The 21,822-nt window shown below is 64.4% G+C and carries 18 protein-coding genes and 1 pseudogene; 16 read left to right on the forward strand and 3 right to left on the reverse strand.

Annotation, left to right across the window (positions count from 1 at the left end):
• Window positions 1-518: 518 nt before the first annotated feature.
• From tauA to ACFWXH_RS30430, 5 genes are all read left to right on the forward strand, one after another.
• Window positions 519-1,538 carry a taurine ABC transporter substrate-binding protein gene (tauA, locus tag ACFWXH_RS30410; RefSeq protein ID WP_379125159.1) on the forward strand — a complete coding sequence of 340 codons (1,020 nt, stop codon included), beginning with the start codon at window positions 519-521 and terminating at the stop codon, window positions 1,536-1,538.
• 180 nt (window positions 1,539-1,718) lie between these two features.
• The gene (locus tag ACFWXH_RS30415; protein WP_379125160.1) at window positions 1,719-2,531 is read left to right on the forward strand and encodes a taurine ABC transporter ATP-binding protein; all 813 of its coding nucleotides are present in this window, start codon (window positions 1,719-1,721) and stop codon (window positions 2,529-2,531) included.
• The gene (locus ACFWXH_RS30420; RefSeq protein ID WP_379125161.1) at window positions 2,524-3,351 is read left to right on the forward strand and encodes an ABC transporter permease subunit; all 828 of its coding nucleotides are present in this window, start codon (window positions 2,524-2,526) and stop codon (window positions 3,349-3,351) included. Before ACFWXH_RS30415 ends, ACFWXH_RS30420 begins: the two co-directional genes overlap by 8 nt.
• Window positions 3,352-3,496: 145 nt before the next feature.
• Window positions 3,497-3,877 carry a nuclear transport factor 2 family protein gene (locus ACFWXH_RS30425; protein ID WP_379125177.1) on the forward strand — a complete coding sequence of 127 codons (381 nt, stop codon included), beginning with the start codon at window positions 3,497-3,499 and terminating at the stop codon, window positions 3,875-3,877.
• Window positions 3,878-3,901: 24 nt separating this feature from the next.
• The gene (locus ACFWXH_RS30430; RefSeq protein ID WP_379125162.1) at window positions 3,902-5,302 is read left to right on the forward strand and encodes an NAD(P)/FAD-dependent oxidoreductase; all 1,401 of its coding nucleotides are present in this window, start codon (window positions 3,902-3,904) and stop codon (window positions 5,300-5,302) included.
• Between the two features lie 62 nt (window positions 5,303-5,364).
• On the opposite strand, the gene ACFWXH_RS30435 is transcribed toward ACFWXH_RS30430, so the two are convergent.
• Window positions 5,365-6,105 carry an IclR family transcriptional regulator gene (locus ACFWXH_RS30435; protein ID WP_379125163.1) on the reverse strand — a complete coding sequence of 247 codons (741 nt, stop codon included), beginning with the start codon at window positions 6,103-6,105 and terminating at the stop codon, window positions 5,365-5,367.
• A gap of 156 nt (window positions 6,106-6,261) precedes the next feature.
• On the opposite strand from ACFWXH_RS30435, the gene ACFWXH_RS30440 reads away from it, so the two are divergent.
• The 5 genes and pseudogenes from ACFWXH_RS30440 to pta form a co-directional block, all read left to right on the forward strand.
• Complete coding sequence (locus ACFWXH_RS30440; RefSeq protein ID WP_379125165.1) at window positions 6,262-7,863, forward strand: GMC family oxidoreductase; 1,602 nt, start codon at window positions 6,262-6,264, stop codon at window positions 7,861-7,863.
• A 68-nt stretch (window positions 7,864-7,931) separates the two neighbouring features.
• Entirely contained in the window at window positions 7,932-9,281 is a 1,350-nt protein-coding gene (locus ACFWXH_RS30445) for an MFS transporter (protein ID WP_054312031.1), read from the forward strand.
• On the forward strand, window positions 9,278-11,053 hold the full coding sequence (gene xsc / locus ACFWXH_RS30450) for a sulfoacetaldehyde acetyltransferase (protein ID WP_379125166.1): 1,776 nt from the start codon (window positions 9,278-9,280) through the stop codon (window positions 11,051-11,053). The genes ACFWXH_RS30445 and xsc overlap by 4 nt, the downstream gene beginning before the upstream one ends.
• Window positions 11,054-11,321: 268 nt before the next feature.
• Window positions 11,322-12,353 (forward strand): YeiH family protein, encoded by a 1,032-nt coding sequence (locus tag ACFWXH_RS30455; RefSeq protein WP_379125167.1) that lies wholly within the window; start codon window positions 11,322-11,324, stop codon window positions 12,351-12,353.
• Window positions 12,353-13,339: pseudogene (gene pta / locus ACFWXH_RS30460) on the forward strand (phosphate acetyltransferase); the annotation flags it as partial. The gene ACFWXH_RS30455 and the pseudogene pta, both read left to right, overlap by 1 nt.
• Window positions 13,340-13,354: 15 nt before the next feature.
• Here the strand turns inward: pta and ACFWXH_RS30465 are convergent.
• Complete coding sequence (locus tag ACFWXH_RS30465) at window positions 13,355-14,386, reverse strand: LacI family DNA-binding transcriptional regulator (protein ID WP_379125168.1); 1,032 nt, start codon at window positions 14,384-14,386, stop codon at window positions 13,355-13,357.
• Between the two features lie 209 nt (window positions 14,387-14,595).
• Here ACFWXH_RS30465 and sauS point away from each other — a divergent pair, with 209 nt between their 5' ends.
• The 5 genes from sauS to ACFWXH_RS30490 all read left to right on the forward strand — a co-directional run bounded on the left by sauS (window position 14,596) and on the right by ACFWXH_RS30490 (window position 19,996).
• On the forward strand, window positions 14,596-16,005 hold the full coding sequence (sauS, locus tag ACFWXH_RS30470; RefSeq protein WP_379125169.1) for an acylating sulfoacetaldehyde dehydrogenase: 1,410 nt from the start codon (window positions 14,596-14,598) through the stop codon (window positions 16,003-16,005).
• Window positions 16,002-17,528: an AMP-binding protein gene (locus tag ACFWXH_RS30475; protein ID WP_379125170.1), complete on the forward strand. Its 1,527-nt coding sequence runs from the start codon at window positions 16,002-16,004 to the stop codon at window positions 17,526-17,528. The genes sauS and ACFWXH_RS30475 overlap by 4 nt, the downstream gene beginning before the upstream one ends.
• A 161-nt stretch (window positions 17,529-17,689) precedes the next feature.
• Complete coding sequence (locus ACFWXH_RS30480; protein ID WP_379125171.1) at window positions 17,690-18,985, forward strand: MFS transporter; 1,296 nt, start codon at window positions 17,690-17,692, stop codon at window positions 18,983-18,985.
• A 397-nt stretch (window positions 18,986-19,382) separates the two neighbouring features.
• Window positions 19,383-19,673 carry a type II toxin-antitoxin system RelE/ParE family toxin gene (locus tag ACFWXH_RS30485; RefSeq protein WP_379125172.1) on the forward strand — a complete coding sequence of 97 codons (291 nt, stop codon included), beginning with the start codon at window positions 19,383-19,385 and terminating at the stop codon, window positions 19,671-19,673.
• Complete coding sequence (locus ACFWXH_RS30490; RefSeq protein WP_379125173.1) at window positions 19,673-19,996, forward strand: addiction module antidote protein; 324 nt, start codon at window positions 19,673-19,675, stop codon at window positions 19,994-19,996. Before ACFWXH_RS30485 ends, ACFWXH_RS30490 begins: the two co-directional genes overlap by 1 nt.
• Before the next feature lie 39 nt (window positions 19,997-20,035).
• Here the strand turns inward: ACFWXH_RS30490 and ACFWXH_RS30495 are convergent, their stop codons facing one another.
• The gene (locus tag ACFWXH_RS30495) at window positions 20,036-20,824 is read right to left on the reverse strand and encodes an alpha/beta fold hydrolase (protein ID WP_379125174.1); all 789 of its coding nucleotides are present in this window, start codon (window positions 20,822-20,824) and stop codon (window positions 20,036-20,038) included.
• Between the two features lie 264 nt (window positions 20,825-21,088).
• Here ACFWXH_RS30495 and ACFWXH_RS30500 point away from each other — a divergent pair, with 264 nt between their 5' ends.
• A complete protein-coding gene (locus tag ACFWXH_RS30500; protein ID WP_379125175.1) occupies window positions 21,089-21,676 on the forward strand; it encodes a TetR/AcrR family transcriptional regulator in 588 nt (195 codons plus the stop codon).
• Window positions 21,677-21,822: the final 146 nt, after the last annotated feature.

Here is a 21,822-nt window from a genome sequence, read left to right on the forward strand (position 1 = left end):
AATCCGCCGACTTTTCGGGTGTCGATGAAGCCGGGCCGCAGCAACTTCTTCAGCGTTCCGGAATGGATCCCCGACACTCGCCGCTCCCTGCGGTCGCTTGCGAGGTCGAGGATGACGGAGTTCCCTATTCGCCTCCGCCAATTGTCAGCGGAAGTGCCAGGTGCGACGGTGACAGTTAGCGCGGACCCCCAATGCGGTTCGTCATCCTCGACCTCGTAAGGAGCGAAGCGACTGGAGAGTGTCGGGGATCCATTCCGGAACACCGAAGGAATGGCACCGATGTCACCCGGGACAACCGGCAGGCCGAGGGTTCCGCTCCCCCGAGAGGTCTGGGATGATGGAATGTTTCCCTGCAAGCTGTGTATCCCGCGTGCTCAACTGGAATCATTCAACTTCCAAACTGGATATAAGGCAATCGGGGTCGCTCATTTAACCCTATGATGCAGAACCAAGACCGGCGCCAAAGCCGGCGAGTTCCCGGAACCAACCGGAAGCTATCAAAACAAAAGAGGGTAACAATGAACGCATTCAAGCATCTCAAGCATTTTGCCGGCGCCGTGTCGCTCGCGGCCGGTCTGTTCCAGGCGGGCATCGCCTATGCCGAGGAGACCGTCGTCGTCGGCTACCAGCAGATCGTCGGCCCGTTCGTGACCGCCATCGCCGACGGCCGTTTCGACAAGGCCGCCAAGGAAGCCGGCTACACCATCGACTGGCGCCAGTTCTCGTCTGGAGGCGACATCTCCACCGCGCTCGCCTCCGGCAATGTGCCGGTCGGCGTCCTCGGTTCGACCGGCACCGCCGCCGCGGCCACCCGCGGCGTCGAGCTCGAACTGTTCTGGATCCTCGACAACATCGGCAAGTCGGAAGCGCTCGTCGTGCGCAACGGCTCGGGCATCGAGAAACCGGAAGACCTCAAGGGCAAGAATGTCGGCGTGCCCTTCGTCTCGACCTCGCACTTCCATCTGCTGGTCGGGCTCGAACAGGTCTGGAAGGTCGATCCGCGCGAGGTCAACATCCTCAACATGAAGCCGCCGCAGATCATCGCCGCCTGGCAGCGCGGCGACATCGACGCCGCCTATGTCTGGCCGCCGGCGCTGACGGAACTCACCAAGACCGGCAAGACCATCGCCGATTCCGAAACCATCGGCGCGGCCTCTGTGCCGACCTTCGACGGCCTTGTCGCCGACAAGAAATGGGCCGCCGACAATCCGAAATTCATGGCTGCCTTCACCAAGGTTCTGGCCGAGGCCTATGCCGACTACAACAAGAACAAGGCGAGCTGGACGGCTGAATCCGAGCAGGTCAAGGGCATCGTCAAGATGATCGGCGGCGATGGCGCCGGCACGGTCGAGGCGCTGCACCTGTTGTCGTTCCCCAATGCCGACGAGCAGGCTTCCGAGACCTGGCTCGGCGGCGGCGCGCTCAAGGCACTGACTGAAAGCGCCAAGTTCCTCGTCGCGCAGAAGCAGATCGACAAGGCACTCGACGACTACACGCCCTTCGTCAATGCGAGCTATGCCAAGGAGGCGTCCAAGTAGGTCCTGACCCAGTTCGGCCGTCGGTCGAGGCCGGCGGCCGCCTTTCTTTCCAGAGCAATTCCAGCAAAAATGTGCAGCGGTTTTGCGTCCGGAATTGCGTAAAAACAAAGAGTTAGAGCGTTTCCACTTTTTCATGAAAATGGAAACGCTCTGGCGAAATCCGCGAAAGGCATCGGCGCGATGGAAACCCTCAACGTCAGCAATGTCAGCCTGACCTACCCAGGCCTCTATTCAGACCAGGCAGTGATCGCCCTCAAGGGCGTGAGCCTTGAAGTCAAAAGTGGCGATTTCGTCGTCGCGCTCGGCGCTTCCGGCTGCGGCAAGACCACGCTGCTCAATCTCATGGCCGGCTTCATGGCGCCCAGCGACGGCGACATCACGCTGGGCGGCCAGCAGGTCGTCGGCCCCGGTGCCGAACGCGGCGTCGTCTTCCAGAAGCACGCGCTGCTGCCCTGGCTCAACGTCATCGACAACACCGAGTTCGGCCTCAAGCTGCGCGGCGTCGACAAGAAGACGCGGCGCGAGATCGCTACGAAGAACCTGGCGCTGGTCGGCCTGCAGGACTTCCACAAGCACATGATCTACCATTTGTCGGGCGGCATGCAGCAGCGCGTCGGCATCGCCCGGGCGCTGACCTGCGATCCCGCCATGCTTTTGATGGACGAGCCGATGGCGGCGCTCGACGCGCTCACCCGCGAGACCATCCAGGAGCTGCTGCTCGAAGTCTGGCAGCTCACCAACAAGATGTTCTTCTTCATCACCCACAGCGTCGAGGAGGCGCTGTTCCTCGGCTCCCGGTTGATCGTCATGTCGCCGCGGCCAGGCCGCATCACCCACACCTACGAGCTCGATTTCAATCGACGCTTCCTCGAGGAGGGAAACGCCCGTGCAATCAAGTCCAGCCGCGATTTCATCGACATGCGCGAACAGATCCTCTCAATCATCTACGGCGACGAGCGCCAGGCCGGCAGCCCGGAACACCTCCATGCTTGAGCGCCTCTCCAGGGCCCGGCCGGTCACGCCCGGCAAGATCTACGGCGCGCCAGGCGACGGCGCCAGCGGGCACATCAGCCTGATCACCGCGCTGGTGCTGTTCGCGCTCTGGCTGCTGGTCACCGAGATGGGCTGGGTCCGGCCATTGTTCCTGCCGTCGCCGCTCGCCGTCTGGGGCAAATTCGTGCTGGCCATGACCGAAGGCGTTTCGAACTCGACGCTGACCCAGCACACGCTGGCCAGCCTCGGCCGGGTGCTCGGCGCCTTCGTCCTGGCGCTGGTCACCGCCGTGCCGGTCGGCATCCTGATGGGCGTCAACCGCACCATTCGCGGCCTGTTCGATCCGATCATCGAGTTCTACCGTCCACTGCCGCCGCTCGCCTACCTGCCGCTGATCATCATCTGGCTGGGCATCGGCGAGTTCCCGAAGGTCTTCCTGATCTACCTGGCGATCTTCGCGCCGATGGCGATCGCGGCGCGTGCCGGCGTGCGCTCCGTCTCGACCGAGCAGATCCACGCCGCTTATGCGATGGGCGCCACCCGCACGCAGGTCATCACCCAGGTGATCCTCAAGGCGGCGCTGCCCGAGATCTTCACCGGCATGCGCATCGGCATCGGCGTCGGCTGGACCACGCTGGTGGCGGCCGAAATGGTGGCCGCGCATCGCGGTCTCGGCTTCATGGTGCTGAACGCGGCCGAATATCTGGCCAGCGACACCGTCATCATGGGCATCATCGTGATCGGCATCTTCGCCTTCGCCTTCGATCTCCTGCTGCGCTACCTCGAGAAGATCCTGATCCCCTGGAAGGGCAAGATCTGATGACGATGCCGGACCACCCAGCTACAGCGCCGCCACGGTAGGCGGCGCTCCAAACCCCATACTTGACGATGTTCAATCGGCCGGCTTGCCCGGCCACGGCGGAGCCATGCCCGGCGCGCCGCAAGACGAGGACTACACCATGGCGCTGACCGCCGACGACCTTGCCAAGCTGTTCGACGCCTTCAACCGGCACGACATCGATGGCGTGATGAACTTCTTTTCCGACGACTGCGTCTTCAACGCGGTCGGCGGCGCGGAGGCCTACGGCACCCGCTTCGAGGGGCTTGACGCCATCGCCAATGCCTTCAGCGGTGTCTGGAAGGCGATGCCCGATGCGCACTGGGCGCATCACGGTCATTTCGTCCAGGGCGACCGCGCCGTCTCGGAATGGACCTTCACCGGCACCAATGCCGACGGCAGCCGCATCGAGGCCGAGGGCTGCGACCTGTTCACGCTCGCCGGCGGCAGGATCGTGCGCAAGCAGGCCTTCCGCAAGAACCGGCCGCTGATCGCGGCGGGCGCCTGACAGGATTCGGGGGAGGATCGGGCCATGGAACAGCAACTTGTCAGGCCGGCGATGCGGCGCAAGCCGTTCGACCCTGCCTATGATCCGGTGCACGCGCCGAACCCCGGCGACGGCAAGGACTATGCCCCCACCTACTGGATCGCCACCGCCGGTCCGGAGCCGGAAGACGACGGCCCCGTCACGGGCGACATGGATGTCGACGTCGCCATCGTCGGCTCCGGCTACACCGGCCTGTCCTGCGCCATCCATCTCGCCCGCGAGCATGGCATCAAGGCCACCGTGCTCGAAGCCAATGGCGTCGCCTGGGGCTGTTCGACCCGCAATGGCGGCCAGGCCCAGATCTCGGCCGGCCGGCTGAAGCGCTCGCAATGGATCGAGCGCTGGGGCGTCGACGTCGCCCGCAAGCTGCATGCCGAGATCGCCGAAGCCTTCGACCTGTTCCGCGGCCTGATCCGGGAGCCGGAGATCGACTGCGACCCGCAGGATGGCGGCCATCTCTACATCGCCCATCGCGACAAGGTGCTGCCGGCGCTGGAGAAGGAGACCCGCCTGCTCAACGAGGTGTTCGGCTACAAGGCCCGCATGGTCGGCCGCGACGAGGTGCACAGCGATTTCGTGCGCGACGCCGAGGCCAGGGGGGCGATGTATGAACCCGACGGCATGGGCATCCACGCCGCGAAACTGGCCTTCGGCTATCTGAAACTCGCGCGCAAGCTTGGCGCGAAGGTCCACACGTCGAGCCCGGTGCTGGGCAGCACGCTGAAAGGCGGCGTGCATCATCTCAGGACGCCGGGCGGCACGGTGCGGGCGCGCACCGTCTGCATCGCCACTGCGGGCTACACCTCGCCCGGCATGCACAAGCTGACCCGGCACCGGCTGATGCCGATCCTGTCCAACTCGGTCGTCACCCGCCCGCTGACGCAGGATGAATGCGAGGCGCTGAACTTCAAGGCGCGGATCCCGCTCACCGATACGCGCACCTTGCGCCACTATTACCGCATGTTGCCCGACAGGCGCGTGCAGATCGGCAGCCGCAGCGCCATCACCGGCCGTGACGCGGTCAATCCCAAGCATCTCGCGCTGCTGCTGGAAGGTCTCTACCGGAAGTTCCCTATCCTGCGCGGCATCGAGATCGATTATTCCTGGTGGGGCTGGGTCGACGTCAGCCACGACATGATGCCGCGCATCTTCCAGCCCGACCCCGGCCAGCGCCTGTTCTACGCCCTCGGCTATGGTGGCAACGGCGTCATGTATTCGGCCCAGGCCGGCCGCCGCATGGCGCAGATGGTCGCCGGCAAGGGCGGCGGGCTCGACCTGCCGATCTTCACCTCGCCGCTGCCCAGCCATGGTCTTTTGACGCCGTTCCGGCGCCTCGGCCAGTGGGGCATGTACCGATGGTACTATCTCAACGACGAGATTTTGTAGTGGGCCCGCAATTCCAGCAAAAGTGTGCAGCGGTTTTGCGTCCGGAATTGCGTGGAGACGCTTTAGAAAGTCCTGGCCAGCTTGCGCGCCGCCGCCTGCAGCACGGGCACATAGCGTTTCGCCTTCTCCAGCGACAGGCGCGCTTTCGGGGCGTGGCAGGCGAGCGTCGCCACCACGCGGCCGGTTGCATCCAGCACCGGTACGGCGATGGCGATCAGGCCGACCATGAACTCCTCGCGGTCGGTGCTGTAGCCGTTGCGCAGGATCTCGGCGAACTCGGCTTCGAGCGCATCGGCCGACAGAAGCGTCGCGGGGGTGAGCCGCTCGAAGGTCATCAGGCCAAGCAGCTTCTGCCGCTGCTGCTCGTCCAGATGGGCAAGCAGCAGTTTGCCGCTGGCCGTGCAATGCAGCGGCACCCGCGCACCCGGCTCCAGGTGGACGCGCAGCGGCCAGTTGGATTCGACGCGCGCCAGATAGATGGCGTCGGTGCCGGAGCGCGCCACGAAATTGCAGGTTTCGCCCGTCACGTCGACGACCTGCCGCAGGATGGCATGGCGCTGCGTGCCGACACCCGAGCCGACGATGGTGAGACCCATCTTGAACAGGCGAGGGCCGACCGAATAGTGCCGCCTGTCGGGCTCGCGAAACAGGAAGCCTTCCTCCACCAGGCGCTGGCAGAGCCTGTGCAGCGTGGCCTTCGGCATGTCGATCTTCGAGGCGAGTTCAATGAGCGTCACCGGCCGCTCGGAAAGGCCGACGACCTCGATCAGGTTGAGGCTGCGGGTGATGGCCGAGTTTTCCATGCGGCGTTCCTTGTCTCACTCAGTGAGATTGTTTCCGGCATGATTAGCCGTCAGGGCATGAAAATTCAATTCAAATCTCAGTGTGTGAGATATTTCATCTCGTTTTGTTTGACTCCAGGCGCCTTTGCCTCCCGTCTGGCCACGGGAGGAATTGCAGTGAGTGAATTGAGTTACGACTATATCGTTGTCGGCGCCGGTTCTTCCGGCTGCGCCGTCGCTGCGCGTCTTTCCGAGAACGGCAGGTTCCGTGTCGCCCTCGTCGAGGCCGGGCCGAAGGACACCAGCCCGTGGATCCACCTGCCGCTCGGCTACGGCAAGACGATGTGGGACGAGCGCGTCAACTGGAAGCTCTACACCCAGCCCGATCCGAACATGAACGGCCGCAGCATCTACTGGCCGCGCGGCAAGGTCCTGGGCGGCAGTTCCGCGATCAATGGGCTGATCGCCATCCGCGGGCAGGCAGAGGATTACGACGAGTGGGCGCGCTATGGCGGCGACCAGTGGAGCTACCGCAACGTGCTCCCTTATTTCCGCCGGCTCGAGACCTTCAACAGCAAGCTCAATCCCGACTATCATGGCACGAGCGGTCCGATCAGCGTCGACCCGATCCGCCGGCCGCATCCGGTGATCGACGCCGTCATCGCCTCGGCCAACCATCTCGGCATTCCGGCCAATGACGATTTCAACGGGCCTTCCCAGGAAGGGGTGGGCTATTACAGCCTGACCACCCGCAACGGCCTGCGCAGCAGCGCGGCGGTCGGCTATCTGCGCGCCGCACGCGGCCGCGCCAATCTCGACATCCTGACCGACGCCCAGGTCACGCGGGTCCGCTTTTCGGGGCGTCGTGCGCAAGGCATCGACTACACCAGCGGCGGCCGCACGGTGCGCCTCGACGCGCAGCGTGGCGTCATCCTGAGCGCCGGCGCGGTGCACACGCCGCATCTGATGATGCTGTCGGGCATCGGCCCCGCCGCGCATCTGAAGGAGCATGGCATCGAGGTCCTGTCGGACAGCCCCGGCGTCGGCGCCGATCTGCAGGATCATCTGCAACTGCGCCTGATCTATCGCTGCAACAAGCCCATCACGACCAATGACGAGCTCAACAGCCTGACCGGCAAGATCAAGATTGGCCTGCAATGGCTGCTCGCCCGCAGCGGTCCGCTGGCGGTCGGCATCAACCAGGGCGCGCTGTTCACCGCGGTCATGCCGGGCGAGACGCGCCCGGACGTGCAGTTCCATGTCGCCACCCTTTCGGCCGACATGGCGGGCGGCAAGGTGCATCCGTTCTCCGGCTTCACCATGTCGGTCTGCCAGCTTCGTCCCGAAAGCAGGGGCTCGATCCGCCTCGCCTCCGGCGACCCGACGGCGGCCCCGGCCATCCACCCCAACTATCTGGATACCGAACTCGACCGCCAGGTGGCGGTCGGCGGCCTCCGGCTCGCCCGCCGCATTGCCCGCACCGAGCCGCTCAGCCGGCTCGTGGCCAATGAGGAACTGCCCGGAGGGACCGCCGACAGCGACGAGGCCCTGCTCGATTTCGCGCGCCAGAACGGCGCCACCATTTTCCATCCGACCAGCACCTGCCGGATGGGTCAGGACGACGACAGAGGAGCGGTCGTCGATCCTGATCTGAAGGTGCGCGGGTTCGACGGCCTGTGGGTCGCCGACTGCTCGGTGATGCCCCGCATCGTATCGGGAAACACCAACCTGCCCGCAATCATGATCGGGGAGAAGCTGTCCGATCTTCTTTTGCAATGAATTCGAGGGCTGGGAATTCCAGCACTGGGATTTCCAGCACTGAGAATTCCAACATTGGGAGGAGAACCATGTTGAAGAAAGCTGCAGGCGAAAGGGAACGCGACGTAAGACGGGTCGTGTTCGCCTCTCTGATTGGCGCGACGATCGAATGGTACGACTTCTTCCTCTATGGGGTCGTCGCCGGCATCGTCTTCAACCAGCTCTATTTCCCGACGCACGATCCGCTGGTTTCGATGGTGCTGGCCTATGCGACCTTCGCGGTTGGCTTCGTGGCTCGCCCGCTCGGCGGCATCGTGTTCGGTCATTTCGGCGACAGGCTCGGCCGCAAGCAGATGCTGGTGCTGACCATCCTGATCATGGGTGTCGCCACCGTGTTGATCGGCCTGCTGCCGACCTATCAGCAGATCGGCGTCGCGGCGCCCATCCTGCTGCTCATCCTGCGCATCGCCCAAGGCATCGGCATCGGCGGCGAATGGGGCGGGGCCGTGCTCATGGCCTATGAATTCGCGCCCGAAAACAAGCGCGGCTATTACGCCTCGATCCCGCAGATCGGCCTCGCCATCGGCCTGTGCCTGTCCTCCGGCGTCGTTGCCCTGCTCAGCCTGATGCCCGAAGAAGCCTTCCTCGCCTGGGGCTGGCGCGCCGCCTTCGTCGGCTCGATCGTCCTGATCATCGTCGGCCTCTACATCCGGCTCAAGGTCGCCGAGACGCCGGATTTCGCGGCGGTCAAGGAGGAGCAGCAGGAGGTCAAGATCCCGTTCCTCGAACTGATCCGCACCTATCCGAAGAACATCCTGCTCGGCATGGGCGCGCGCTATATCGACGGTGTCTTCTTCAACGTCTTCGCGGTGTTCTCGATCGTCTACCTGTCGAAGCACGTGAAGGTCGACCGGGCCACGGCGCTCTGGCTGGTGTGCCTGTCGGCGCTGGTGATGGTGGTGGCCATTCCGCTGTTCGGCAAATTGTCCGACCGCTGGGGCCGGCCCAAGACCTACGCCATCGGCAGCCTGCTTCTGGCGCTGGTCACCTTCCCGGCCTTCATGATGATGGGCAGCGGCAATCTCCTGTGGATCGGCCTCGCGCTCGTCGTACCCTTCGGCATCATCTACGCCATGTGCTACGGCCCCGAGGCCGCGCTGTTCTCGGACCTGTTCGACGTCAAGGTGCGCTACACCGGCATCTCCTTCGTCTACCAGTTCTCCGGCATCTTCGCGAGCGGCATCACCCCGATCGTCGCGACCTATCTCATCGACTTCGGCGATGGCGAGCCGTGGCTTCTGGCCGGCTATGTCGTGTTCGCCGCGCTCGTCTCGATGGTCTGCGCCGCCCTCATCCGTCCCGCACCCGAAGCCCGGCCGGCTAGCCAGCCGCTTCGCACATCAACCCGTCAACACCAGCTGAAAGAGAATCTGTCATGAAGATGACCACGGAAGAAGCCTTCGTCAAAGTCCTGCAGATGCATGGCATCGAGCATGCCTTCGGCATCATCGGCTCGGCCATGATGCCGGTGTCCGACCTGTTCCCCAAGGCCGGCATCAAGTTCTGGGACTGCGCCCATGAAACCAATGCCGGCATGATGGCCGACGGTTTCAGCCGTGCCACCGGCACCATGTCGATGGCGATCGGCCAGAACGGCCCCGGCGTCACCGGCTTCATCACCGCCATGAAGACCGCCTACTGGAACCACACGCCGCTTCTGATGGTCACGCCGCAGGCGGCCAACAAGACCATCGGCCAGGGCGGCTTCCAGGAAGTCGACCAGATGGCGATGTTCGAGGAGATGGTCTGCTACCAGGAAGAGGTGCGCGACCCCTCACGCATTCCCGAGGTGCTGAACCGCGTCATCGAGAAGGCCTGGCGCGGCTGCGCCCCGGCGCAGATCAACATCCCGCGCGACTTCTGGACCCAGGTCATCGACGTCGACCTGCCGGCGATCGTGCGTTTCGAGCGCCCGGCCGGCGGACCGCAGGCGATCAGCGAGGCGGCGAAGCTTCTGTCGGAAGCCAAGTTCCCGGTCATCCTCAACGGCGCCGGCGTTGTCATCGGCAACGCTATCCAGGAATCGATGGCTCTCGCCGAGAAGCTCGACGCGCCGGTCTGCTGCGGCTACCAGCACAACGACGCCTTCCCGGGCAGCCATCGGCTGGCCGTCGGTCCGCTCGGCTACAATGGTTCGAAGGCGGCGATGGAACTGATCGCCAAGGCAGACGTGGTGCTGGCGCTGGGCACGCGCCTCAACCCCTTCTCGACGCTGCCGGGCTACGGCATCGACTACTGGCCGAAGAACGCCGCCATCATCCAGGTCGACATCAACGCCGACCGCATCGGCCTGACCAAGAAGGTGTCCGTCGGCATCTGCGGCGACGCCAAACAGGTGGCGCGCCAGATCCTCGAAAAGCTCGGCCCATCGGCCGGCAATCAGGGCCGCGACGAGCGCAAGGCGGCGATCCACCAGACCCGCTCGGCCTGGCTGCAGCAGCTGTCGTCGATGGACCACGAGGATGACGATCCGGGTACGGAATGGAATGCGTCGGCGCGCCGGCGCGAGGCCGACCGCATGTCGCCGCGCCAGGCCTGGCGCGCGATCCAGGCAGCCTTGCCGAAGGAAGCGATCATCTCGACCGACATCGGCAACAACTGCGCCATCGGCAATGCCTATCCGAGCTTCGAGCAGGGCCGCAAATATCTGGCGCCCGGCATGTTCGGTCCTTGCGGCTACGGCTTCCCCTCGATCGTCGGCGCCAAGATCGGCTGCCCCGACGTTCCGGTGGTCGGCTTTGCCGGCGACGGCGCTTTCGGTATCTCGATGAACGAGATGGGCGCGATCGGCCGCGAAGGCTGGCCGGCGATCACCATGGTGATCTTCCGCAACTACCAGTGGGGCGCGGAGAAGCGCAACACCACGCTGTGGTACGCCAACAACTTCGTCGGCACCGAGCTCAACCCGAACCTCAGCTACGCCAAGGTGGCCGATGGCTGCGGGCTGAAGGGCGTCGTCGTCGACTCCACGGCCAAGCTCACCGAGGCGCTGGCCAAGGCGATCGAGGACCAGGCCAAGGGCATCACCACCTTCATCGAGGTGATCCTCAACCAGGAGCTCGGCGAGCCCTTCCGCCGCGACGCGATGAAGAAGCCGGTGCCGGTGGCCGGCATCGACGCCGCCGACATGCGGCCGCAGCAGCGCGCCTGATGTTGCATAACCTGCCCGGTTCGCCGGGCAGGACCTCTCGATCCGAGGGCAATTGCATATGAGGTTCCCCCTCTCCGTCTCGCCCTGCGGGCGAGCCACCTCTCCCCCATTTTCATGGGGGCGAGGAACCCAGGCTGGAGAAGCGTCGCCATTGCAACTGCAGTTCCTCGCCCCCGCAAAGCGGGGGAGAGGTGGCTCGGCAAAGCCGAGACGGAGAGGGGGCTTCGACGCCACACGCCATGCCCGCTCTCGATAAGGGAATGAAGGAATGAACACCGCCGCCGCGACCCGACGCCTCAACAGCCTGCCTTCGATGGTGCAAGCCTGGTGGCCGGGTCTTGCCGTGACCGGAGCCGTGGCGATTGCGGCACAGTTCCTGTCGGATCATTATGGCGCGCCGGCGATGCTGATGGCGCTGCTGCTCGGCATCGCCTTCAACTTCCTGTCGGAGGAGGGGCGCTGCGTCGCCGGCATCGACCTCAGCGCCAAGAAGGTGCTGCGCATCGGCGTCGCCCTGCTCGGCATGCGCATCAGCGTCGACCTGCTGGTCGGGCTCGGCGCCAGCACCATCCTGCTGCTGATCTGCGCCATCGCCGCCACCATCCTGTTCGGCCTTGTCGCCGCCAGGCTGCTCGGCCGCGGCTGGCGGCTGGCGCTGATCACCAGCGGCTCGGTCGCCATCTGCGGCGCGTCGGCCGCCATGGCGATCGCAGCCGTGCTGCCGCGCAACGAATTCTCCGAGCGCAACCTGATCTTCACCGTGCTGTCGGTGACGGTGCTGTCGACGCTGGCCATGATCTTCTATCCGATGATCGCCGAAGGCATCGGCCTCGACGCGCGCGCCACCGGCATCTTCTTCGGCGGCACCATCCACGACGTCGCCCAGGTGGTTGGCGCCGGCTTCTCGGTTTCACCCGAGGCGGGCGAGACCGCCACGCTGGTCAAGCTCATCCGCGTCACCATGCTGGCGCCGGTCGTGCTGGTGTTCTCCCTCGCCACGCGCGGCGCCGGTCCGGTGGGCGAAGCCGGCAAGCGGCCGCCGCTGCTGCCCGGCTTCGTCATCGCCTTCCTGATCCTCGCCGCCGCCAACTCGCTGGGTTTCGTGCCGGAAGCGGTCTCGAAAGCCGGCATGGAGGTGTCGCGCTGGGCGTTGCTGGCCGGCATCGTCGCCGTCGGCATGAAGACCTCGCTGCGCCGCGTGCTCGATGTCGGTGGTGATGCGGTGGCGCTGATCGTTGCCGAGACCGTCTTCATCGGCCTCTTCATCCTCGCCGGCATCTACTATCTGGGACACGCCTGATGAAGCCGCTGGAACGCATCCTCGCCGCCGCCAAGGCATCGCCGCGCCGCATCGTCCTGCCCGAAGGCGAGGACCCGCGCATCGCCGAGGCGGCACTTCGTTCGGTGCGCGAGGGCATTGCTCGGATCACGCTGGTCGGCCGCCGCAATGTTGTGGAGCAAAGGCTTGCCGAGGCCGGTGCCGCGGGTGAGGACATCCGCATCGAGGACCCCGAGACTTCGGCGCTGACCGCGCGCCTGGCTGCGGCCTATCACGCGCTGCGCAAGGACAAGGGCGTCGACGGGGCGCAAGCCTATGCGGCCGTGCGCGCGCCGCTTACCTTCGCCGCCATGATGGTGCGCGAGGGCGAAGCCGACGGCACGGTCGGCGGCGCGGTCGCCACCACGGCCGACACGGTGCGGGCGGCGCTGCAATGCATCGGCCGCGCGCCCGGCGTCGGCCTGGTCTCTTCCTTCTTCCTGATGATGCTGTGCCAGCCCCATCACGTGAAGAAAGGCGCCTTCGTCTTCGCCGATTGCGGCCTCGTGGTCGATCCGGATGCCGCCGGCCTTGCCGACATCGCCCGCATGTCGGCGCGCTCCTATCAGGCGCTGGCTGGCGCTGCGCCCAAGGTAGCGATGCTGTCCTTCTCGACCAATGGCAGCGCCGCGCATGAGCGCGTCTCCAAGGTGGTGGAGGCCACCCGTCTCGCCCATGCCGCCGATCCCGAGCTCATCATCGACGGCGAACTGCAGTTCGACACCGCCTTCGTCGAGGCGGTGAGTGCCGCCAAGGCGCCGAATTCGGCGCTGCATGGCGAGGCCAATGTCTTCGTCTTCCCCAATCTCGACGCCGCCAATATCGGCTACAAGATCGCCCAACGCATCGGCGGCGCCACCGCCATCGGCCCGATCCTGCAAGGCTTGGCCAAGCCGGCTAACGATCTGTCGCGCGGATGCAGCGCCGAGGATGTGTTCTCGATGATCGCGGTGACGAGCGTGCAGGCGGGTGAGCGCACAGCTTCAATCGACGCGGCGCGCGTCAGCCGGCATGCCGGTGCTGGCCCGCATGATCAGGTCGAGGTCGATCCGGGTGCGGACCATGAAGTCGGGATCGGAGCGGCTCACTGCATCGACGATGACCTGGCCCGCTGAAACCCCGATTTGCCGTGCGGGAATGCGCACCGTCGTCAATGTCGGCTCCACCTGAGCTGAACCGGCAAAATCGCCGACCCCGATGACGGACAGCGCCTGTGGGATCGAAATTCCCAGTCTGGCGGCGGCATAGATCGCGCCTTGCGCGATGACGTCATTGCCGCAGAGCAGCGCGGTCGGCCTGTCGTCGCGGCCCAGCAGTTCGGCGATGGCGGATTTTGCCTGCGCGATGTTGTAGGGCACCTCGATGCGCCAGTGGTCCTTCAGTTCGACGCCGGCGGCTTGAAAAACCGCCATGGCCCCCGCCTGGCGACCGCGCGCGCGGTCATTGTCGACGGTCGAGGGAAACACCATGCCGATGCGCCTGTGCCCCAGGGCGACAAGATGTTCGGCCGCCAGCCGCCCCGCCTCGCGATTGTCGACGCCTATGCAGGGCAAGGCGGAGTCCGGGGCATAGTTCCAGATCGCCAGCACCGGAACACGCTGCTCGGCGATCATGCGGAAGGTGCCATGGCTGTGGTCCAGCCCGATGACGGCCAGCGCGTCGACCCGGTGCTCGAACAGCTTGCGGATCAAGCGGTATTCCGTGTCGAGATCGTAGCCATGCGACGCCAGAAGAAGCGTGAAGCCCTGATCGCTGACCGTGTCGTTGAACGCCTGCGTGACCTCGGCAAAGATCATGTTGGAGATGGTGGGCATCACCAGGCCGATGGTCGCGCTGCGCTTGCCGTGCATCGCTTGCGCCGCGCGGTTGCGGATATAGCCCGATTTCTCGATGGCGAGATCGATCTTTCTGCGGGTGGCCGCGCTCACCAGTTCCGGATGGTTGATGGCCCGCGAAACCGTAGCCGGTGAAACGCCTGCAAGCCGAGCTACGAAAACGATATCTGGCTTAACCATATGATTTTTATCCTGAAATCTATCAAATGATAATTTTCTATGAAAACATTTGCAAGGCTATTTTCATGGCGTAGGCTTTCCTGGTGCATCAAGAGGAGGATGCGCCAAACCGACATTGCAGGCACGTGGGCAAGCCATGGCTGGGCCGCTTCTGGAGCGGCCTTGATCCCGTTTCATTGGCGCGCCGGAAGCAAGGCGAGTAGCAAGGCATGGACATTACGAACGATCTCCAATTGGTCGATGCGATGCTGGCCAGGGCGCGCGCCGCCCAGGCGGCTTACGAGGCGCATGGCAGCCAGCGTCGCTATGACCTTGCCGCGCAGGCCGCAGGCTGGGCGGTCATGCAGCCGGAGCGAAACCGCCAGCTTGCCGAACTGGCGGTTCGCACCACCGGGCTCGGCAATGTCGCCGACAAGATCGCCAAGAACCATCGCAAGACCCTGGGGCTGCTGCGCGATATCCAGGGCATCCAGACCCATGGCGTCCTGTCCGACGATCCGGATACCGGAATAGCCGAAATCGCCCGGCCCATCGGCGTCATCGGCGCGGTGGTTCCTTCCACCAACCCGGTTGCGACGCCGACAAACAACATCGTCAACGCCCTGAAATGCGGCAATGCCATCGTGCTCTCGCCATCGCCGAAGGGGACGGCCTGTTGCGAGATGCTGCTTGCCTTCATCCACGCCGAGTTCGACAAGATCGGGGAGGACCGCGACCTCGTGCAGATGCTGCCGGGCGCCGGCAGCAAGGCCAAGACGCAGCGGCTGCTGGAAACCGCCGATCTCGTGGTCGTGACAGGCAGCCAGGACAATGTCCGCAGGGCCTATGAAAGCGGCACGCCGGCGATCGGTGTCGGCGCCGGCAATGTCGCCGTCATCGTCGACGAAACGGCCGACCTGATCGATGCGGCGCGCAAGATCACCCTGTCGAAGACCTTCGACAACGCGACATCCTGTTCGTCGGAGAACGCGCTGATCGTGGTCGATGCGGTCTATGACGACTTCCTGGCCGCGCTTGCCGCCGAGGGCGGCGCGGTGGTTCCGTCCTCGCAAGCGCAAGCGATCGTCAGCCGCCTCTGGCAGGACGGGCATCTGAACCGCGAGGTCATCGCGCAGGATGCCGACGTCATGATCGGCAAGCTGGGGCTTGCCGGCAAGGTTGCGCAAGGCACGCGCTTCGTCGCGGTCGAAACCGAAGGGATCGGGCCCGGGCATCCGCTTTCGGGTGAAAAGCTCAGCCGCGTCGCCGCACTTTACCGGGCCCGCGATTTCGACCACGCGGCAGAGCTGGCCCGCCGCATCCTGCAGCATCAGGGGGCGGGCCATTCCGTCGGTCTGCACTCGCGTGACACCGCACGGCCGGTCGTCCTGGGCAGCAGCCTTCCCGTCTGCCGTGTGATCGTGAACCAGGCCCACAGTTTCGCCACGGGCGGGGCCTTCGACAACGGCCTGCCGTTCTCGCTCTCGATGGGCTGCGGAAGCTGGGGCGGCAACGCGATCGACACCAATCTCCACTGGCGGCATTTCATGCAGCGCACGCGGATCGTGCGGCCGATCCCGCCCAGGGAGCCGACGCTCGAGGAGATCTTTGCCTTCTATTGGCAGGAGGCCGGGAAATGAGGCTTGACCCGCATCGGCCGCCGGCGGGAACGGTCCGGGACTGGCTCGACGATCGCGCCGATCACCAAAGCGAGGCCGTCAGCCATCTTTTCCCCTCCGACGGCACGACGCTGACCTGGCGGGCGCTGCGCGACGCGGCCGCCGAGATTGCCGGCAGGCTTGCCGGGCTGGGCATCGCGCGGGGCGACAGCGTGGCGCTGATGATGCCCAACAGCCGCCAGGCGGTCCTGGGCCTCTATGGTGTGCTCTATGGCGGCTTCCGCGCCACGATGATCAATCTGGTCGCCGGCGCGGATGCGATCGGCTACGCGCTGTCGCATTCCGGTGCGAAAGCCTTGCTTGTCGATGTCGGGCAGCGACCGTTGCTGGACAGCGCCATCGCCGCCCATCCGGCGGCGCCGATCCTGATCGACGTCGATGGCGCGTTCCGCTGGCCGGCCGGGGCCGGACGAGCCGATCCGCTTGCCCATGGCGCAGAGGACGACGCGCTGCTGATGTACACGTCGGGAACGACGGGGCGGCCGAAGGGCGTGGTTCATAGCCATTCGAGCCTGCTTGCCGGCGGCTGGAATACGGCGGTGGCGCATGAGCTGACGGCGCATGACCGTGCCCTGTGCGTCCTGCCGATCTATCATATCAACGGCCTGTGCGTGACGATCCTCGCCCCGCTGCTGTCGGGCGGTTCGGTGGTGGTCTGCGAACGGTTTTCGGCCAGCCAGTTCTGGGCCGTTTGCGAGGAGTACAAGGCGACCTGGTTTTCGGTGGTGCCGACGATCATTTCGCACCTCCTGCACGGAGACGGTGAACCGCAATCCTCCTGTCGGGCGCGTGTCCGTTTCGGACGCTCCGCCTCCGCGGCGCTTGCGCCGGAAGTCCAGAACGGTTTCGAGCGGCGCTTCGGCATTCCGATCGTCGAAACCATGGGGCTCACGGAAACGGCGGCGCAGATCCTGTCGAATCCGCTGCCGCCGGGCCTGCGCAAGATCGGCTCTCCGGGCCATGCGGTCGGCAACGAGGTTGTGGTGCTTTCCCCCGACCTGTCCCCGCTGCCGCCCGGCACCGAAGGCGAGATCGCAGTACGCGGCGCGAATGTGATGCGGGGTTATCTCGGCGACAGCGCCGCCACCGCCGCGGCGCTGACCGCGGACGGCTGGCTGCGGACCGGCGATCTCGGGCGCCTGGACGAGGACGGCTATGTCTTCGTGACCGGACGGCTGAAGGAACTGATCATCAAGGGCGGCGAGAACATCGCGCCACGCGAGATCGACGAGGCGCTCTATTCCCATCCCGATGTCATCGAGGCGGCGGCATTCGCGCGCAAATGCGACCGATATGGCGAACGTGTCGAAGCGGCCGTCACGCTGCGGCCAGGCTCGACCCTGACCGTGTCGGAGCTGATCTGCCTTTGCGAACAAAGGTTTGGGAAATTCAAGTCGCCAGAGCGCATCCATGTCATGGCTGCCCTGCCGAAGGGGCCGTCGGGCAAGATCCAGCGGTTGAAACTGGCGCAGATGACGGAATGAAGCCGACCGGGCGTCGGATTTGAAAGGAGCAGTGCATCGGGGTCCGACCGGACCCCAAAGCCGGAAAGCTCGTCGAGGAGGGCGGGTTTTCCTGATCGGAGCGGGAACCGGCCTCGCGAACGAAAGGCCGCAGCTTCCGCCCGAATATCGTGGGAGGAGACATGTTACGGCTTACCCGTTTCAGGACGACGGACCGCGTCCTGTTCATCATCTGCCTGATGTATCTGGTCACCTACATAGACAGGGTCAACATCAGCACCGCCGCTCCGGCCATGCAGGCCGAACTCGGCCTCTCGAACGTTGAGCTGGGGCTCGCTTTCTCGGCCTTCGCCTACCCCTACGCTCTTTTCCAGATTCTCGGCGGCCGGCTCGGCGACTGGCTGGGCCCGCACAAGACGCTGATCATCTGCGGCAGCATCTGGTCGGCGGCCACGATCATGATCGGCTTCGTCGAGGGCGCGGTTTCGCTGGTCATCGCCAGGATCCTGCTCGGCATCGGCGAGGGATCGGCATTTCCCACCGCCACGCGTGCGCTCTCCAACTGGATGCCTGCGCAGAAGCGCGGATTTGCCCAAGGCATCACGCATGCCTTCGCCCGCTTCGGCAATGCGCTGAGCCCGCCGCTGATCGCATTTCTGGTCATCGCGCTGTCGTGGCGGGATTCCTTCATCATCGTCGGGCTGGTCAGCTTCCTGTGGGTCGTCCTGTGGTGGTGGTACTTCCGCGACGATCCCCGACAGCACAGGGGCGTCACGCAAGAAGAACTGGAGGCGCTGCCGAAGCAGAAGATCGCGGGCGAGCGCAAGAGACTGCCCTGGATACCGCTCCTGAAGCGCATGCTTCCGGTCACCATGACCGACTTCTGCTATGGCTGGATGCTCTGGCTTTTCCTGAACTGGATCCCTTCCTATTTCCTGCACCAGCACCATCTCGACCTGAAGAAATCCGCCTTCTTCTCGGCAGGCGTGTTTCTTGCGGGCGTCGTCGGGGATCTGGTGGGCGGCTGGGCCAGCGATGGCATTCTTCGCAGGACCGGCAATATCGGCTGGGCCCGCATCGGCGTGATCGTCGTGGGCTTCCTCGGCGCTTTCGCCTGCATGCTGCCCGTGATGTTCTCCACCGATCTCGTGACGGTTGCCCTCAGCCTCAGCGCGGCGTTCTTCTTCGCCGAACTGATCGTCGCGCCGATCTGGGCCACGCCGATGGACATCGCCCCTCAATATTCAGGGACGGCGAGCGGGTTCATGAATTTCGGTTTCGGCCTTGCCGGCATGATCTCGCCGGTCGTCTTCGGCCTCACCATCGACCTGACCGGTCGGTGGGACCTGCCGTTCGCGGCCTCCATGGTCCTGCTTTTGCTTGGCGCGTTCATGGCCTTGTGGATCCGCCCCGACCGCCCTTTCCGGGAGGAGCGCAAAACTGACGGTGCTGCCGAACCCGGTGCGGCGACGGCTTGATCCGCCGGAGAACGATTTCTCCCGAGACCGCAGCGCCGAGGAAGTGCTGGCCATGATCGTGGTGACGACGGTGCAGGCGAATGCGATGGGGGGGGTTAGGCCGGTAGAGCGAATGCATGACTGCGTGCTAGAAGTCGTCTTTCTCGATGTCCTGTCTTTGGAAGTCAGGCGGCGCGTGGGGGTGGTCCGAACGCTGATGGACATCCAGCGCTGCAAGCAGTGTAGCGCTGCGACAATGGCCCGGCACCACCCGTTCGGGGGTAGCGTGCTCCGGACGCGTTCGCCTAAGCTGCTTCGGTTGCGGAGATGTCTGGACGAACGGCGATCAGGTGAAGAAATAGTGATCTACAGTTCACAGGTCGCTTGACGGAATGTGAACTGTAGATTACAGTTTGACATGATCGAAGTTCGCCGCACTACTGAATTCTCCGGCTGGCTCAAATCTCTCGGAGACGTTCGCGCGCAGGCCCGTATCGAGATCAGGATCGCGCGGGTGGAACTCGGTAATCTTGGCGATGCCAAGTTCTTCGACGGTATCGGCGAGCTTCGTGTCGATTATGGCCCGGGCTACCGCGTCTACTTCGTTAAGCGCGGCAATACGGTCGTTGTCCTGCTCTGCGGCGGCGACAAATCCTCGCAGAAAAAGGATATCAAGAACGCCAAGGCGATGGCGAAGGAGTTGAACTGATGGCTATCGAAACCCGCAAGTGGGACGTCACCGAATATCTCGACAGCGAGGAGGCCATCTTCGCTTACATCGAAGCAGCGTTTGAAGATGGCGACCCCGAACTCATCAAGAAGGCGCTCGGCGATGTTGCCCGCGCTCGCGGTATGACCGCCATGGCCAAGGAGGCCGGCGTAACCCGTGAGGCGTTGTACAAGGCCTTGAGCGAAAAGGGCGATCCCAAGCTTTCCACTCTCCTAGGCGTCGCCCGCGCGCTTGGTGTGAAATTGACCGTCGCTCCGGCCGATACGAATATCAACGGCGCTGAACCCAGGCTAGCTTCTTAGGCGAAGCGCTCGATCGGCAGAAGCCTATGCGTGTCGTCGTCAATAACGCCCACTGAACTCCACGATCGCCTTCGCCACCGCTGCCGGGTTCTCCAGTGTCGGGAAGTGGGTCTGGCCGGGGATGTGGACGGGGCGGAACCAGGGGTGGCCGGCGGAATAGTCTTCCTGGAACTTGCGGTATTCGGCCGACAGCGGCTGTGAGTAGATGTGGATGAGCTCGGGCTGCTTCTTCAGCCCTTCCATGCGTTTGAGCGGCGAGCCATATTTGGTGTAGGCCCGAAGGATCTCGCGGCAGGCGCGCATCCACATCGGGCCGGAGAACCAGGCCATTTCCTTCTTCATGTGGTTGATGACGTCGACATTGTCGGTCGTCGCTTCCCATTCGTTGAAGAAGCTGTCGCGGCCTTGCCTGTAGCGCTGCGGATCCTGCCCGTCCTCGAGCTGCTTGATGAAGCCCGGATGCGGCTGCATCAGCCAGTCGATCAGGATGGTGCGCTCCAGGCCCAGCCGCTCGCACAGGCCGATATTGACCCAGCAGCCATGCGATGTCGAAACCAGCATCGGGTTCTTCGGCGCCTTGATCTCGATGAAGGCGGCGATGTCGTCGATCAGCTCCTCGGTGCCAAAGTCGCCATGCACGGTCTCGTTGGCGTCATGGCCGCGATAGTCGGGCACCAGCACGTGGAATGTCTCGGCCAGCAGCGGCGACAGATTCTTGAACAGGCGGTTGTCCTGCGCCCAGCCCGACAAAAGGATGATGGTGTCGTTGTTCGGGTCGCCGAATTCCAGATAGGCGATCGGATGATTGTTGATCTGCAAGGTCGGCATCAGGCTTCTCCCGTTTTCTGGACCGGGCATCCTTTGCGCCTGGCTCCATTGCTGGCCATACGTTATGCGTTCCCTGTGCTATAACGAATGACGTTCTTTTATGAAAAGAGTCGAAGTCCACCGATGTCAATAGAGAATGTCATTCTTTTTTGAGGCGATGGTTCGTTGCGTCGCCGGAGCATGGTCTTTTGTCGGCTGGCCGTTTGACCACCGAAGATTCCGCGCTTAAGCGTAATGTTTCTGATTTGCGCGAGAGGGGTGATCTTGGCCCGCGTCAAGAATGAATCGGTTCGGCAGGCGATCCTGACATCGGCGGCGTCGCAGATCGCCATGACCAGCTACATGGACACCACGGTCGCCAAGATCGCCAAGGGCGCCGGCATCGCGCCGTCCAATGTCTATGTCTATTTCGAATCGAAGCTGCAGATCTATTTCACCATCTACACGCCCTGGTTCGAAGCGCAGGTGCTGGCGCTGGAGCGTGCCGTGGCGCGGCTGAAGACGCCGGAGCGCAAGATCCGGCGCCTCGTCGGCGGCCTGCTCAACGACATCGCCGACGACAAGACCGGCTATACCTCCGCGCTGATGGAGGGCCTTGCCATCGTCATGCCCAAGGACAAGTACAAGCCAGATCTGCTGCACTGGGCCGAGAACAAGATCGTCCAGATCGTCTGCGATGCGATCGAGGGTGCCACGCCGCAGGATCCGCGTCTGCGCGCTTTCGCCCACCTCCTGATGCTGACCTTCGACGGTGTCGCCATGCGCGTGAAATCCCAGCGCGCCGCCAATGAAAGCACCGCCAACAGGAGCGATGTCGAGGAAGCTTTGGTGGGGATGTTGATCGCCCGCTAGAGATTTCGGGCTGCCGGAGCCAGGATGTTCTGGACCGCTGCGCCCTCGCCGGCGTTCCGGAATGGCAACTGTGTTCAAGCGAAGCGGCTTTTGTCTCGGATCATGGCGTTGAGCGAGACGAGGAGCTTCCTTGCGACAGCGATGAT

This window comes from Mesorhizobium sp. NPDC059054 (assembly GCF_042739215.1).
Classification (GTDB): domain Bacteria; phylum Pseudomonadota; class Alphaproteobacteria; order Rhizobiales; family Rhizobiaceae; genus Mesorhizobium.